The organism is Halorubrum sp. B52, assembly GCF_059752555.1.
Genome location: NZ_MWTG01000009.1, coordinates 102,538 through 117,643, shown reverse-complemented (window position 1 = coordinate 117,643; position 15,106 = coordinate 102,538). Strand labels below are relative to the sequence as shown.

Here is a 15,106-nt window from a genome sequence, read left to right as displayed (position 1 = left end):
GCCGCGACTCCCGAGTGGTCGACATGCGCGTAGGGATCCTCTACTCCCGGATCCGGAAGGACGAGAAGCTCCTGCTCAACGAGCTCCGCGACCGGGGCCACGACGTCGAGAAGATCGACGTCCGCAAGGAGCGGTTCGGGCTGGAGTCGACGACGGCGAACGTCGGCGATCTGGATCTGGTCGTCGACCGCTGCCTGTCGACGAGCCGGTCGCTGTACGCGACGACGTTCCTCGACAGCTACGGCGTCCCGGTGGTGAACTCGCCCGAGACCGGCGACGTCTGCGCCGACAAGGCGAAGAACTCGCTCGCGCTCGCGAACGCCGACGTTCCGACCCCGGCGACCGAGGTCGCGTTCACCAAGGAGGCCGCGCTGGAGGCGATCGAGTCGTTCGGCTACCCCTGCGTGCTCAAGCCCGTCGTCGGCTCGTGGGGCCGACTGATGGCGAAGATCGACACCCGCGACGCCGCCGAGGCGATCTTAGAGCACAAGGAGACGCTCGGCCACTACGAGCACAAGGTGTTCTACATTCAGGAGTTCGTCGACAAGCCCGGTCGGGACATCCGCGCGCTGGCGGTCGACGGCGAACCGATCGCCGCGATGACCCGGTCGTCGGACCACTGGCTCACGAACGCCGCGAAGGGCGGCGAGACGAAGGCGTTCGACCTCGACGACCGCGCGACCGAGCTGGTCGAACGCGCCTCCGACGCTGTCGGCGGCGGCATGCTCGGCGTCGACCTCATGGAGGTCGGCGGCACCGACTCCGGCGAGTACACCGTCCACGAGGTGAACCACACGGTCGAGTTCAAGGCGCTCGACTCGGCCACCGACGTCGACGTCCCCGCGAAGGTCGTCGACTGGCTGGAAGCGAAGGCGGCCGAGGCGGCCGACGACGCCACGGAGGCGACCGCATGACGGCGGAGTCCGGAGCGACCGCCGCGGGCGGCGACGCGACGCCCGCGGAGACGTACACCGCCAGCGTCGTCGGCGGCACGGGATTCACGGGCGGCGAGCTGTTGCGGATCCTCGCCGGCCACCCCGCGTTCGACGTGGTGCAGGCCACGTCGCGGTCGGCCGACAACATGACTGTCGGTCGGTCGCACCCGAACCTGCGCGGGCTCGACCTGCGCTTCTCCGACCCCGACGACCTGGAGTCCGTCGACGTGCTCTTCTCGGCGACGCCGCACGGCGTCTCGATGGGGCGGATCGACGAGTACTTCGAGGTCGCCGACACCGTCGTCGACCTCTCGGCCGACTTCCGGCTCCCGGAGGCCGACGCCTACGACGAGTGGTACGACGGCCACGAGTCGCCGGAGTACTTGGAGCGCGCGGAGTACGCGCTCCCCGAGATCAACCGCGAGAACCTCCCTGGCGCCGACCTGATCGCCGGCGGGGGGTGTAACGCGACGGCGACGATCCTCGGGCTGAAGCCGCTCGTGGACGCCGGCGCGCTCGGCCCCGAGACCGGCGAGGTCGTCGTCGACGTGAAGGTCGGCTCCTCGGAGGGCGGCGCCGGCGGCGGCGCGGCCTCCTCGCACCCGGAGCGCTCCGGCGTCGTGCGCCCGTACGCCCCGACCGGCCACCGCCACGAGGCGGAGATCGAGGCGTACCTCGGGCTCGACGTCTCCTTCACGGTACACGCGGTCGACATGGTGCGCGGCGCGAGCGCGACCTGCCACGTCTTCCCCGACGAGCCCGTCTCGAAGGGGGACCTGTGGAAGGCGTACCGCGGCGCGTACGCCGACGAGCCGTTCATGCGGATCGTCTCCGGCGGGGGCGGCGTCTACCGCTACCCCGAGCCGAAGTCGGTCGCCGGCACGAACCACGGCGAGGTCGGCTTCGAGCTCGACCCCGGCAACCGGCGTGTCGTCGTCTTCTCCGCGATCGACAACATGACCAAGGGGTCGGCGGGCCAGGCGGTCCACGCGGCGAACGTCGCGCTCGGACTGCCCGAGACCGCCGGCCTCGAGTTCGGGGGGCTCCACCCGGTGGGATCGCCATGAGAGACGATCAGTCCGAGTCCCCCAAGGAGCCCCCCGTCGTCGTCAAGATCGGCGGCGCGAAGGCGGTCGACCCGGCCGGCGCGGTCGGCGACGTCGCCCACCTCGCCGCCGACGGCCGCGAGGTCGTCGTCGTCCACGGCGGCTCGACGGTCGTCGACGAGACCATCGAGCGGCTCGGTATGGAGCCCGAATACGTCGAAAGCGCCTCCGGCGTCACCGGGCGGTTCACCGACGCGGACGCGATGGAGGCGTTCACGATGGCGATGGCCGGCAAGCTCAACACCGAGTTGACCGCGCGGTTCCGCGAGGCCGGCGTCGACGCGGTCGGCCTCTCGGGCGTCGACGGCGGGCTCCTCTCGGGGCCCCGCAAGTCGGCGGTCCGCGTGGTCGAGGACGGAAAGAAGAAGATCCGCCGCGGCGAGCACTCCGGCCGGATCGAGTCGGTGAACGCCGACCTGCTGACCGGGCTCCTCGACGACGGCTACACGCCCGTCGTCTCGCCCCCGATGGAGGGGAAAGAGAGCGACGGCGGCGTCACACCGGTCAACGCCGACGCCGACCGCGCGGCCGCCGCGGTCGCGGGCGCGCTCGGCGCCGACCTCGTCCTCCTCACGGACGTGGCCGGCGTCTACGCGGACCCGGACGACCCCGACACGCTGATCGGGTCGGCGGCGACGCCCGACGAGCTGGCGGCGGTCGAAGCCGCCGCCGAGGGGTTCATGGGAAAGAAGGTGATGGCCGCGAAAGAGGCGCTCTCGGGCGGGTCCGGGCGCGTCGTCGTCGCCGACGCCAACGTCGACGACCCCATCGTCGCCGCGCTCGGCGGCTCGGGGACGACGATCGAGCGGGCGGCGCTCGGGAGCGGCAGCGGTGACGACGGCGACGACCCGGACGACGACGGGGACGCGGAGGAGACGGAGGCGGTCGACGCATGAGCGGCTTCGTCTTCTCCGAGAAACCGATCGAGATCGCCTCGGGCGACGGCGTCTACGTCACGGATACGAACGGCACCGAGTACCTCGACTTCGGCGCGAGCTACGCCTGTACGCCGGTGGGTCACTGTCATCCCGAGGTCGTCGACGCCGCGACGAGCCAGCTGGAGGAGCTCATGTACGTGCAGGCGTCGTACCCGCACGCGGCGCGGACGGCGCTGTACGAGCGGCTCTCCGAGGCCGGCCCCGGCGACGTCGACGCCGTCTGGCTCTGTAACTCCGGCACCGAGGCGAACGAGGCCGCGCTGAAGTTCGCCCGGCACGCGACCGGACGCGAGAAGATCGTCGCGACGACGCAGGGGTTCCACGGCCGGACGATGGGCGCGCTCGCGACCACCTGGAAGCAGAAGTACAAGGAGGGGTTCGAGCCGCTCGCGGGCGGCGTGGAGTTCGTCGAGTACGGCGACGCCGACGCGATGCGCGACGCCGTCGACGAGGAGACCGCCGCGGTCATCCTGGAACCGCTCCAGGGCGAGGGCGGGATCAACCCCGCCGACACCGAGTACCTGCGGGCGGTCCGCGACGCGACCGAGTCGGCGGGGGCCGCGATGGTGCTCGACGAGATCCAGACCGGGCTCGGCCGCACCGGCTCGCTGTGGGCGGCGGAGAAACACGACGTGGTTCCCGACGTCCTCACGACCGCGAAGGGGCTCGGCAGCGGGCTCCCGATCGGCGCGACGCTGTGTCGCGACTGGATCGCCGAGGACGCCGGCAACCACGGGTCGACGTTCTCCGGCGGGCCCGTGGTGTCGGCCGCCGCGGGCGCCACGCTCGACGTCATCGATCGCGAGGGGCTCCCCGAGCACGCCGCCGAGGTCGGCGCGTACCTCCGCGGGCAGGTCGAGGAGCGCCTCGGCGACGACGTCCGCGAGGTGCGCGGCGACGGGCTGATGATCGGGATCGAGGTGAAGCGCGGGTCGAACCGCCTGCTTCGCGACCTCGCGATCGACCACCAAATCCTCGCGCTGCCGGCGGGCCGCACCGTGTTGCGCCTGCTCCCGCCGCTGACGATCGAGCGCGAGCACGCCGACGCGGTCGTGGACGCCCTCGCGGAGGTGATCGGGTGATGGCGACCGGGAAGGGGCGCGAGAGCGACGCGGAGTCGGAGACCGGCGGCGAGACGGAGGCGGCCGCCGAGTCGTCCGCGGCCGGGACCGACGTCGTCGCCGGCGGTGGCTACCCCGCGGCCTGCGACACGCCGGCCCGGAAGCTGCTGTACGACATGGTGTCGATCCCCTCGCCGTCGGGCGAGGAGGAGCGCGCGGCGGAGCGGCTCGTCGACTTCTTCGAGGCGAACGGCCGGGAGGCGTGGGTCGACGACGTCGGGAACGTCCGGGCGCCGGCCGACGACGCCGTCCTCCTCACCTCGCACGTGGACACCGTCCCGGGCGACATCCCGGTCGAGGTGCGACCGGCGCCCCCCGAGGGCGAACTGCCGGAGCCGTCCGACGTCCGCGTCGGCGAGCCCGGCGAGCCCGTGCTGTGGGGCCGCGGGGCGGTCGACGCGACGGGACCGCTGGTCTCGATGGCGATCGCGGCGGTGAAGACGGGCGTCTCCTTCGCGGGCGTCGTCCGCGAGGAGGTCGACTCCGGCGGTGCCCGGCACCTCATCGACGACCGCGACGCGCCGGAGGCGGTGATCAACGGCGAACCCTCCGGCTGGGCCGGGATCACGCTCGGCTACCGCGGCCTGCTGGAGGGGACGTACGTGAACACGAGCGAGTCGGGCCACTCCTCGCGGCCGGAGCCGAACGCGATCCAGCACGCGATCGACTGGTGGCACGGCGTCGAGGAGGCGTTCACGCCCGACGACCCGGAGACCGCGGTGTTCGACCAGGTGACGACCAAGCCCATCTCGATCGACGGCGGGCTGAGCGACGACGGGCTCGCGGTGGAGACGACGATGGAGGTCCAGCTGCGGGTCCCGCCCTCGCGCCCGGTCGACGAGATCCACGAGTTGGCGGAGGCGGAGCTGTCGACCGGCTCGGTCCACTGGGGCGACCCGATGCCGCCCGTGATGGAGAGCCCCCGCACGGACCTCGCGCGGGCGTTCCGCGTCGCGATCCGCGGCGCCGGCGGCGACGTGCGCCTGCTCCGGAAGACCGGGACGAGCGACATGAACCTCTTCGCGGCCGCGTGGGACTGCCCGATGGTCACCTACGGCCCCGGGAACTCCGACCTGGACCACGCGCCGGACGAGCGGCTCCCGCTCTCCGAGCTGGACCGCGCCGTGACCGTCCTGACCGACGTCTGTCGGAAGCGACTGTAACGCGATCCCTCGCGAGCACCGACACGCACCCGTTTTCGAACGATACCACGGACCACACGCACACACCACACACGATGCCACTCGCCACCGACGACTTCCTCGACATCGACGACGTGACGCCCGCCGAACTGGACGCCCTGCTCGACCGCGCCGGCGCGATGAAGGCGGGCGAGACCGACCCCCGACTGGGCGACGCGACGCTCGGGATGATCTTCGAGAAGCCCTCGACGCGCACCCGGGTCTCCTTCGAGACCGGCATGACGCGGCTCGGCGGCCACGCGATGTTCCTCGGCCCCGACGACATCCAACTGGGCCACGGCGAGCCGCTGAAGGACACCGCGCGCGTGCTCGGTCGGTACGTCGACGGCGTGATGGCCCGGCTGTTCGACCACGGGGACGTGGAGACGCTCGCGGAGTACGCCGACTGCCCCGTGATCAACGGGCTCACCGACGAGGCGCACCCCTGCCAGACGCTCGCCGACCTGCTCACCATCCGCGAGACAGTCGGCGAGGACGCGACGGTCGCGTGGGTCGGCGACGGCAACAACGTCGGGCAGTCGTTCGTCGTCGGCGCGGCGATGGCCGGGGTCGACGTCGCCGTCGCCACGCCCGCCGACTACGGGATGGACCCCGCGGTCTTCGACCGCGCCGCGGAGTTCGGGCTGGACGTGGAGCCGACGACGGATCCGGAGGCCGCGATCGACGGCGCCGACGTCGTCTACACCGACGTCTGGATCTCGATGGGACAGGAGGACCAGCGCGACGAGAAGCTCGCCGCCTTCGAGGGGTTCCAGGTGAACGCCGACCTGCTCGCCGGTACCGACGCGAAGGTGATGCACTGCCTGCCCGCGCACCGCGGCGAGGAGGTCACCGACGACGTGCTGGAGTCCGACCGGGCCCTCGTCTGGGACCAGGCGGAGAACCGGATGCACGCGCAGAACGCGCTGCTCGTCGAACTGCTGGACGACGAGTAGACCCCGACCGGCACGCCCGTCGGCCGCGGTTTTATGTGGCTTCTCGGTCGTTTCATCCCATGGCTATCCCGTTCGTCGGCTCGATAGTGTCGTTCGTCGTCGCGCTCCTCGTCGGTGGGCTCGCCATCTACCTGAGCGCGCGCGTCGTCGTCGACGTCGACGACTACGGGCACGCCGTGGTCACCGCCCTGCTCGGCGCGCTGGGCTGGGCGCTCACGTCGTGGATTCCGCTCGTCGGGTCGCTCGTCGCGCTGGTCGTGTGGATCGCCGTCATCAACTGGCGGTACCCCGGCGGGTGGGTCAAAGCGGCCATCGTCGGCGGCGGCGCGTGGGTCGCCGCGCTCGTCGTCCTGTTCGTCGTCAACTCCGTGTTCGGTCTCGGCGTCGGCGCGTTCGGCGTCCCCGGGGCGTGAGTCGCCGGAAAAGGGCGCCGCTTCAGCTCCGGGTCCCGCCCGCTCCGGACCAGTCGCCGTCCGTTCTTCGAATGACGGCTCCTGCCGCACGGTCGCGGAGCGGGTTATTTGGCTCTGGTGAGACCCTTATAATCTGATACAAACTGCGTGCGCGATACAGAGGGTGGATACAGCACATAGAACATGATTAGCTACCGGTTTAATTTCCAATTTTCGTGGTTATGGACGACAGCAGGATGACAGGCTGATAGGTAAGACAAGATTACAAAGATTTCCTAATCTCATTGACACTTCATAACAAAGCCAACACGACGTGTTTGTCGCCAACGTGGTTGGGTGGTGAGGAAGCGAATAAGCCGTCCTCAACCGCGCCAACCATGACAACTATGTCTAATAAAAAAGAACGTGAAAGTGGACTGAATATAGATCGACGAACAATACTGAAAGGCGCAGCGGTCGGAGCCGGCATATACGGAATGTCCGGATCAGCGACGGCCAGCGGTTCTGGAGCTCCCTGTTTCAAGGATTTCGAGTGCAGTGACGACGCGACGTATGTCAAGATTGAGTTCGTCATCGAGTACGACGACGACGGCAACATCGTTGATTGCTACTTCGAGGAAGAGACAGACACCGATCTCATCTCCATCGACAGCTACACGTCGAAAGAGGGTGAGACCTGCGAGCCGATCTCGGTCGAATGGAGCGTCGCCGATGGCTATCTCGCGACCAAGGTGATGGCCTACGGCGGCCAAGACTGTGTCACAGTCACAGACCTCCTTTCCACTGGCGGAACGTTCGAGCCCGGATTAGATGGTGCCGGCGGCCAGACGGCTGCTATCAGCAACCTCCAGTTCTGCGTGAAGGAGGAGGAGTGTATCGACATCCTTGCCGACCTCCAAGCTGGTGACGAAATCACCGGGAGCACGTTCGGCAACGTCACGATCACGTCGTCGGTCGCTGGCAACACGATCGTTGCGGCTGAGGAAGGAAAGGACCCCGGGTTCTACGGAGCACCGAACGGTGATGGCTCCCTGACGAACGGGTGCATGGGCGAGACGATCGATATTGGCTTCGGTGACATCAATGCCAAGGAAGCGGGGGCTCCACAGAACCTTGACTTCACGTTCGACAACCCGGTCTCCGAGTTCGAGCTACGGATGCTCGACTTCGGTGACTTCAACCCGACTCGGGCCAGTAAGCACCTGATCGAGATCACGGCCTCCGACAGCGACGACAACGAGGTGGACTCGGAGACAATCGAGTATTATACCGACGGATCCGTGAATCCCACGGAGGGCTACGAAACGTCCGCGCTGGACGAAGTGGTCTACGACAACCTGTTCGAACAGGGAGACGCCTGTGACGCGGAAGACGGTGACCTGGGTGACAAAACGTTCCTGCTCGCTGGCGATAGCGACATCGCAAAAGTCGAACTGCGTTTCCCTTCGGGACACGACCCGAACATCGCGTTCGACCTCCCCTGCACGTCGCAGTAGACCGCAGTATATCGGTTTTTCGGCGAGGAGGGCGGTGATGGCGAACCGGTGTACACCACGTCGGACTGGTACGAGACGATCGAATCCGATGCCGACGTCGCGACCTGTGACTTCGATCCGGATGATCTCGACGGGTCGTAAGTAACACCCCCGATCGGCTCTCTTTCCGATTTTTCCGTGGCGTATATCTCTATACAAAAGTCAGCCGAACTTGCGCTCTTGAACTATTTCGTACGAGATACGCGCCCTCTATTCAGCAGAACGCTGAGAACAGATCACCAATTGAGCACGTCAACAGAGCCGTTTAGGTAAAATCCGAGGACTACGCCTTGATCAGTTCCCGGTCCAGCGCAACACCGCGAGCGTCCCCTCGTACAGGACGATCATCGTGAGCGTCACGATGATCGGCGCCATCCCGGTCGGGTCCGGGCTGAAGAGGAACGCGATCCCGAGGAACGCCCCCCAGAACAGCAGCCGCTTCGCCTCCAGCCACTGCCGGGTGACGAGGTTCATCATGATCGCGAGCATGATGAAAAGCGGGATCTGGAAGACGATCGCCATGAACGCGAGCATGATGACGATGAGGTTGAACGTCTCCGCGAGCCCGAAGGCGATCGTCGCGGCGTCGGAGGTGTAGGTGGTGAAATACGAAAAGATCGCGGGCAACACGAGGAAGTGCGCGAACGCGATGCCGATGCCTCCGAGGACGAGGCTCGTCGGGACCGCTGCGAGGTAGTAGCGCCGCTCGTTCTCGTAGAGGCCGGGCTTCATGAACCGGTAGGTCTGGTAGACGAACGCCGGGAGCCCGACGACGACGCCCGCGAGCCCGGCGACCTTCAGCCGCGTGAGCGGCAGTTCGAGGGGGCCGTACAGCCGCGGGCGGTTCTCCATCGGCGCGGGGATGTGGTAGCTCCAGAAGTAGTTGATGAGCTCCGTCGACTCGGTCACGACGACGAGCGTCGCGAGCCCGCCGAAGAGGAAGACGACGGCGAGCCGCCGCATCATCTCCTCGATGTGGGCCGCCAGCGGCATCTCCTCGTCCGACTCCGGCGCCTCCAGCCCGTCGAAGGAGTCGCGGTCGGTCCCGTCGTCCGCGATCGTCGCGTCCTCGACCGCGCCGGCGGCGGCCGCGTCCTCGGCCGTTGCCGGTGCCCCGCCGTCTCCGAGGCTCTCCGCGGGCGCGTCTTCGTCGCTCGACTCGCCGGTGGCGTCGTCAGCGTCGCCGGTTTCGTCAGCGTCGACGGTCTCGCTCTCGTCTTCGTCGTCGACCTCGCCTTCGTCACTGACCTCGTCGCCACCGGAAGCGTCCGTATCGCCGGCGTCGGCCTCCGAGGCGCCGTCGACTTCGGGCGTGACCTCCGGAGACGGCTCGGATTCGACGGAATTCGTCTCGGCGGAGTCCGGCTCGTCCCCGTCCGCGTCGGTGCCGCCGCCGTCGCTGGTGGCGTCGTCGGCGACCGAGTCGTCCTCGGGGGCCGATGGCTCGTCGCGCGACCGATCCGAGTCGTCCATTCACTTCACCTACGCGACCGGGTGATTATAGGCCTTTTCGGATGGAGCCGAGCTCGACCGGGGCTCGCGGCGCGCGAGGCGGGTCGAAAAGGTTGATAACGGGGACGGACTTCCACTCCCGTATGGCGAGTGCCCTCGACGAGGATACCCAGCAGTCGCTCGCGGAGGGACGCGAGTCGGCGAAGGCGTTCCTCCGGTCGATCCAGAAGGACCTTCAGAAGGTGTTCGTCGTCTTCCTGCTGGGCTTCCTCGCGACGTTCTGGGCGCTCCGCGTGTACGTCTGGGAGTTCCTGTACACCGTTACGAAGTCGAACATGTCGCCCGCGGTCGCCGCCGAGGCCGACGTCATCGCGACCACCCCGTTCGAGGTGATCCTCCTGCAGGCGAAGATCGGGCTGATCGTCGGCGCGATCACCGCGATCCCGCCGCTGATCTACGTCTCCCGCGACGAGCTCCGCGCCCGCGGCGCGTGGCCGCAGTCGCCGATCCCGCGCTGGAAGCTCGCGGGGATTGCCCTCCTCGGCGGCGGGCTGTTCACCGTCGGCGTCGGCTACGGCGTCTACGCCTTCTTCCCGATCATGTTCTCCTTCCTGGCCGGCTTCGGGCTGGAGGCCGGGATCCAGCCCACCTACTCCATCGTGATGTGGACGGAGTTCATCGTCTTCCTCTCGCTGTCGTTCGGGCTCGCCGGCCAGATGCCGCTGCTCATCACCGGGCTCTCGTACTCCGGTATCGTCCAGTACGAGACGTTCCGCGACAAGTGGCGCTACGCGGTCGTCGCCATCTTCGTCTTCGGCGCGGTGTTCTCTCCGCCGGACCCGTTCACGCAGCTGATGTGGGCGTTCCCGCTGATCGCCTTATACGGCTTCAGCCTCTACCTCGCGAAGCTCGTCGTGACGGCCCAGCGGAGCTCCGACCGCATCCACGTGCTCGGCGCCGCCCGGAACCACTGGAACGTCGTCGGCGGCGCGGCCGTCCTCGGCGGCGGGCTCGTGTACGCCTTCTACGAGTACGGCGGCCGAACCGCGGTCAACGACCTCCTCCGAGCGGTCGGCAGCGACTGGCGGTTCCTCGAGCCGGGCGCCGGCCTGGGCGTCGACCCCGCGACCGCCGCGGTGATCTACGCCGCCGTGTGGGCGCTGGCGTTCATCGCCGTCGCGACGCTGTGGGCCGTTTACGCCGACCTCGACACGACGAGCGCGGGGTACCAGTACGGCGACCCGGCCGCCATCGACGTGAGCGAGCTCGACGCCGCCGGCGTGCGGGCAGCGCCCGCGGCCGCCTTCGCGGAGATGGACGAGGAGGAGTCGCTCTCGCTCGCGCAGGCCGCGATCGACGACGACGATCCGGAGAAGGCGCAGGCGATCCTCGACCGCTTCGACGAGGTGAACGGGGAGGGCGACGGAGGGGACGGCGACGAGAGCGACGACGCGGACGCGACCGGATCGGGCGGCGCCGGGGGGGCAGGCGACGCGGGCGGCGCCGACGGTCAGGGCGGTCAGGGCGGCCTGGTGGGCACGATGCAGGACCGGACCTCCCGCGCGAGCTCGACGTTCCTCTCCGAGCTCACCGACGGCGAGGAGGAAGAGGCCGAAGACGACATCGGCGGCTACTACACGGACCTGAAGTTCATCTTCGACTCGCTGCGCTCGCGGTCGTTCCGGCTCGTGGCCGTCTTCGGGAGCGTGATGGCGGCCGCGTTCACGTGGCTGTACCTCGGCGGCCTCGCGACGGTGCGCAACGACCTCGAGTCGCGTGTTCCGGCCGAGATCGAGGGCGGGATTAATATCATCACGCTCCACCCCGTCGAGGCGCTGATCTTCATGGTGAAGTTCTCGGTCCTGCTCGGGATCGTCGCGGTGTTCCCGGTCGCGCTCTACTACGCGTGGCCGTCCCTCCGCGAGCGCGGCTTCGTCGCCGGACGGATCTGGAAGGTGTACCTCTGGGCGGGCGCGCTGCTCGGCGGGCTGCTCGGCGGCTTCGCGCTCGGCTACGCCTACATCGCGCCGGGGCTCATCGGCTGGCTCGTGACCGACGCGCGGCTCGCGGACATGGTGATCACCTACCAGGTGAGCGACTTCCTCTGGCTCGTCGTCTACACGACGATCGGGATCGGCTTCCTCGCCGACATCCCGATCCTCATGATCCTACTGAACAACGCCGGCGTTCCCTACCGCGTCTTCCGGGAGCGCTGGCGCGAGGTCACCGTCGGGATCATGCTGTTCGCGGCGGTGTTCACCCCCGCGGACGTGATCACGATGATCCTCGCGACGCTCCCGCTGATGGCGGCGTACGGGATCGGCGTGGGCGTCCTGTTCCTCGTCACGTTCGGCGGGCGCCGGAACCTCTCGCCGCCCTCCAGGGTCATCGAGCCCTGACCGGCGCGGGGGTCGATACCGACCGAGCGCCGCCGCGACCGACGAGTATTCCCGCGCGCGCACGCTAAGAGCGGACGAAATGAGCAAGGACTACATCGAGGTCCGCGGCGCCGAGGAACACAACCTCAAGGACCTCGACGTCCGGATCCCGCGCGAGGAGTTCACCGTCGTCACCGGGCTCTCCGGGTCGGGGAAGTCGTCGCTCGCGTTCGACACGGTGTACGCCGAGGGGCAGCGCCGGTACATCGAGTCGCTGTCGGCGTACGCCCGCAACTTCCTCGGGCAGATGGACAAACCGCAGGTGGAGGCCGTCGAGGGGCTCTCGCCCGCGATCTCCATCGACCAGAAGAACGCCGCGAACAACCCCCGCTCGACCGTGGGGACCGTCACCGAACTGCACGACTACCTCCGGCTGCTGTACGCTCGTATCGGCACCCAGTACGACCCCGTCACGGGCGAGGAGGTCGGCGAGCAGTCGGCGCAAGACATGGTGAGCCAGATCCTCGAGCTCCCCGAGGGGACCCGCGCGAAGGTCGCCGCGCCGGTCGTCCGCGACCAGAAGGGCGCCTTCGAGGAGCTGTTCGAAGAGCTCGTGAGCGACGGGTACGCCCGGGTCGAAGTTGACGGCGAGCCCGTCGACCTGACGCTCGACGACCCCGAGCTCGACCAGAACTACGACCACACGATCGACGTGATCGTCGACCGCGTGACCGTCTCGCCCGACGCCCGCTCGCGGATCACCGACTCCGTGGAGACCGCCTTGGAGGAGGCCGGCGGCGCGCTCAAGCTGATCGTCCCCGATCCCCCGGAAGACGTCCCCTTCGCCTCCAACACGCGTTCGACCGGGTCGCTCGCCGAGGACGCCGAGGGCGACGACCGACTCGTCGTCGAGTTCTCCGAGGAGCTCGGCAACCCCAACTCCGACTTCCAGTTCTCGGAGATCGAGACGCGCTCGTTCTCCTTCAACAGCCCGTACGGCGCCTGTCCCGAGTGCGAGGGGATCGGCTCCACGAAGGAGGTCGACGAGGGCCTCGTGATAGAGGACCCCTCGAAATCCCTCAAACACGTCTTCGAGCCGTGGAGCTACGACCGAACCTACTACTCCCGCCAGCTCGACAACGTCGCCGACCACTTCGGCGTCTCCCTGGACACGCCCTTCGAGGAGCTCGACGAGGCGATCCGGCGGCAGTTCCTCTACGGAACCGACGGCCTCGTCCACTTCGAGTGGACGACGAAGAACGGCACGCGCGAGAAGACCGAGCGGTTCGAGGGGGTCATCCCGAACTTAGAGCGCCGCCACGTCGAGACCGACTCCGAGCGCGCCCGCGACCACATCGAGGAGTTCATGGCCGTCACGACGTGCCCGGAGTGCGAGGGCACCCGCCTGAAGGAGCAGTCGCGGCACGTCCTCGTCGACGGCACCCCGATCACCGAGGTGAACCGGATGTCGATCGCCGACGCCCGCGCGCACTTCGAGGGGATGGAGGCGCGGCTCGGCGAGCGCGACACGACGATCGCCGAGGAGATTTTAAAGGAGATCCGCGCCCGGCTCGGCTTCATGGAGGAGGTCGGGCTGGAGTACCTCACGCTCGACCGCGAGGCGTCGACGCTCTCGGGCGGGGAGAGCCAGCGCATCCGGCTCGCGACGCAGGTCGGCTCCGGGCTCGTCGGCGTGCTGTACGTCTTAGACGAGCCGTCGATCGGGCTCCACCAGCGCGACAACGACCGCCTGCTCGACACGCTCACGGGACTCCGGGACCTCGGGAACACCCTCGTCGTCGTCGAGCACGACGAGGAGACGATGCGCCGCGCCGACGAGATCATCGACATGGGGCCCGGCCCCGGCAAGCGCGGCGGCGAGGTGGTCGCGCAGGGCGACTTCGACGACATCGTCGCGGCCGACGAGTCGGTCACCGCCGACTACCTCGCGGGCCGGAAGGAGATCCCCGTGCCGGAGGAGCGCCGCGAGCCGGACGGGGAGCTGACGGTGCGTGGCGCCCGCCAGCACAACCTCAAGGACCTCGACGTGTCGATCCCGCTCGGCACGCTGACGACGGTCACCGGCGTCTCCGGCTCCGGGAAGTCGACGCTGATCCACGATGTCCTCTACAAGGGACTCGCCCGCGAGATGAACGACAACACCTCCGTCGACCCCGGCGAGCACGACGCGATCGAGGGGATCGAGGGGGTCGAGACGGTGCGGCTCATCGACCAGTCGCCGATCGGTCGGACGCCGCGGTCGAACCCCGCGACGTACACCGACGTGTTCGACTACGTCCGCGAGCTGTTCGCGGAGACGAAGCTCTCGAAGCGCCGCGGCTACGAGAAGGGCCGCTTCTCGTTCAACGTGAAGGGGGGGCGCTGCGAGGAGTGCGGCGGCCAGGGGACGGTGAAGATCGAGATGAACTTCCTCTCGGACGTGTACGTCCCCTGCGAGCAGTGCGGCGGGGCGCGCTACAACGACGAGACGCTCGACGTCACGTACAAGGGCGCGACCATCTCCGACGTGCTCGACATGAGCGTCGACGAGGCGTACGACTTCTTCGAGAGCCACCAGGGGCTCCAGCGCCGGCTGAAGCTGCTGAAGGACGTCGGGCTCGGCTACATGGAGCTCGGCCAGCCCTCCACCACGCTCTCCGGCGGCGAGGCCCAGCGCGTGAAGCTCGCCGAGGAGCTCGGCAAGAAAGCGACCGGCGACACCCTCTACCTGCTCGACGAGCCGACGACGGGGCTCCACAAGGAGGACGAGCGCAAGCTGATCGACGTGCTCCACCGCCTCGTCGACGGCGGCAACACGGTGGTCGTCATCGAACACGAGCTCGACTTGGTGAAGAACGCCGACCGCATCGTCGATCTCGGGCCCGAGGGCGGCGAGGGCGGCGGCGAGCTCGTCGCGAGCGGGACCCCGGAGGCTGTGGCCCGCGAGGAGGACTCTCACACCGGGCGGTACCTGCGCGACCTGCTCCCCGCCGTCGAGATCGCGGGGCCGCGCGACGACCGCCGGAAGCCCGCGGCCGCGGACGACGACTGAACGCTCCTCTCTCCGCACGGGTCGTCCCGCCGCCCGTCC

The 15,106-nt window shown here is 68.6% G+C and carries 11 protein-coding genes; 10 read left to right on the top strand and 1 reads right to left on the bottom strand.

From position 1 onward, the window contains the following. Positions 1 to 23 precede the first annotated feature (23 nt). The 8 genes from lysX to B4V04_RS09155 all read left to right on the top strand — a co-directional run bounded on the left by lysX (position 24) and on the right by B4V04_RS09155 (position 8,146). Positions 24 to 914 carry a lysine biosynthesis protein LysX gene (gene lysX / locus B4V04_RS09190; protein WP_498231042.1) on the top strand — a complete coding sequence of 297 codons (891 nt, stop codon included), beginning with the start codon at positions 24 to 26 and terminating at the stop codon, positions 912 to 914. Then, a complete protein-coding gene (gene argC, locus B4V04_RS09185; RefSeq protein ID WP_498231041.1) occupies positions 911 to 2,002 on the top strand; it encodes an N-acetyl-gamma-glutamyl-phosphate reductase in 1,092 nt (363 codons plus the stop codon). Before lysX ends, argC begins: the two co-directional genes overlap by 4 nt. Continuing rightward, positions 1,999 to 2,937: an acetylglutamate/acetylaminoadipate kinase gene (locus B4V04_RS09180; protein ID WP_498231039.1), complete on the top strand. Its 939-nt coding sequence runs from the start codon at positions 1,999 to 2,001 to the stop codon at positions 2,935 to 2,937. The genes argC and B4V04_RS09180 overlap by 4 nt, the downstream gene beginning before the upstream one ends. Further along, on the top strand, positions 2,934 to 4,061 hold the full coding sequence (locus B4V04_RS09175; protein WP_498231037.1) for an aspartate aminotransferase family protein: 1,128 nt from the start codon (positions 2,934 to 2,936) through the stop codon (positions 4,059 to 4,061). Before B4V04_RS09180 ends, B4V04_RS09175 begins: the two co-directional genes overlap by 4 nt. Beyond that, entirely contained in the window at positions 4,061 to 5,263 is a 1,203-nt protein-coding gene (locus B4V04_RS09170; protein WP_498231035.1) for a [LysW]-lysine hydrolase, read from the top strand. Before B4V04_RS09175 ends, B4V04_RS09170 begins: the two co-directional genes overlap by 1 nt. A 74-nt stretch (positions 5,264 to 5,337) precedes the next feature. Next, entirely contained in the window at positions 5,338 to 6,237 is a 900-nt protein-coding gene (gene argF, locus B4V04_RS09165; RefSeq protein ID WP_498231033.1) for an ornithine carbamoyltransferase, read from the top strand. 59 nt (positions 6,238 to 6,296) lie between these two features. After that, positions 6,297 to 6,650 carry a hypothetical protein gene (locus B4V04_RS09160; RefSeq protein WP_498231031.1) on the top strand — a complete coding sequence of 118 codons (354 nt, stop codon included), beginning with the start codon at positions 6,297 to 6,299 and terminating at the stop codon, positions 6,648 to 6,650. 377 nt (positions 6,651 to 7,027) lie between these two features. Then, a complete protein-coding gene (locus B4V04_RS09155) occupies positions 7,028 to 8,146 on the top strand; it encodes a hypothetical protein (protein WP_498231029.1) in 1,119 nt (372 codons plus the stop codon). 333 nt (positions 8,147 to 8,479) lie between these two features. Here the strand turns inward: B4V04_RS09155 and tatC (B4V04_RS09150) are convergent, their stop codons facing one another. Continuing rightward, positions 8,480 to 9,658, bottom strand: coding sequence for a twin-arginine translocase subunit TatC (gene tatC / locus B4V04_RS09150; protein ID WP_498231027.1), 1,179 nt, complete (start codon positions 9,656 to 9,658; stop codon positions 8,480 to 8,482). Positions 9,659 to 9,780: 122 nt separating this feature from the next. Here tatC (B4V04_RS09150) and tatC (B4V04_RS09145) point away from each other — a divergent pair, with 122 nt between their 5' ends. Further along, complete coding sequence (gene tatC, locus B4V04_RS09145) at positions 9,781 to 12,036, top strand: twin-arginine translocase subunit TatC (protein WP_498231025.1); 2,256 nt, start codon at positions 9,781 to 9,783, stop codon at positions 12,034 to 12,036. A 79-nt stretch (positions 12,037 to 12,115) separates the two neighbouring features. Continuing rightward, positions 12,116 to 15,067 carry an excinuclease ABC subunit UvrA gene (gene uvrA / locus B4V04_RS09140; RefSeq protein WP_498231023.1) on the top strand — a complete coding sequence of 984 codons (2,952 nt, stop codon included), beginning with the start codon at positions 12,116 to 12,118 and terminating at the stop codon, positions 15,065 to 15,067. Positions 15,068 to 15,106: the final 39 nt, after the last annotated feature.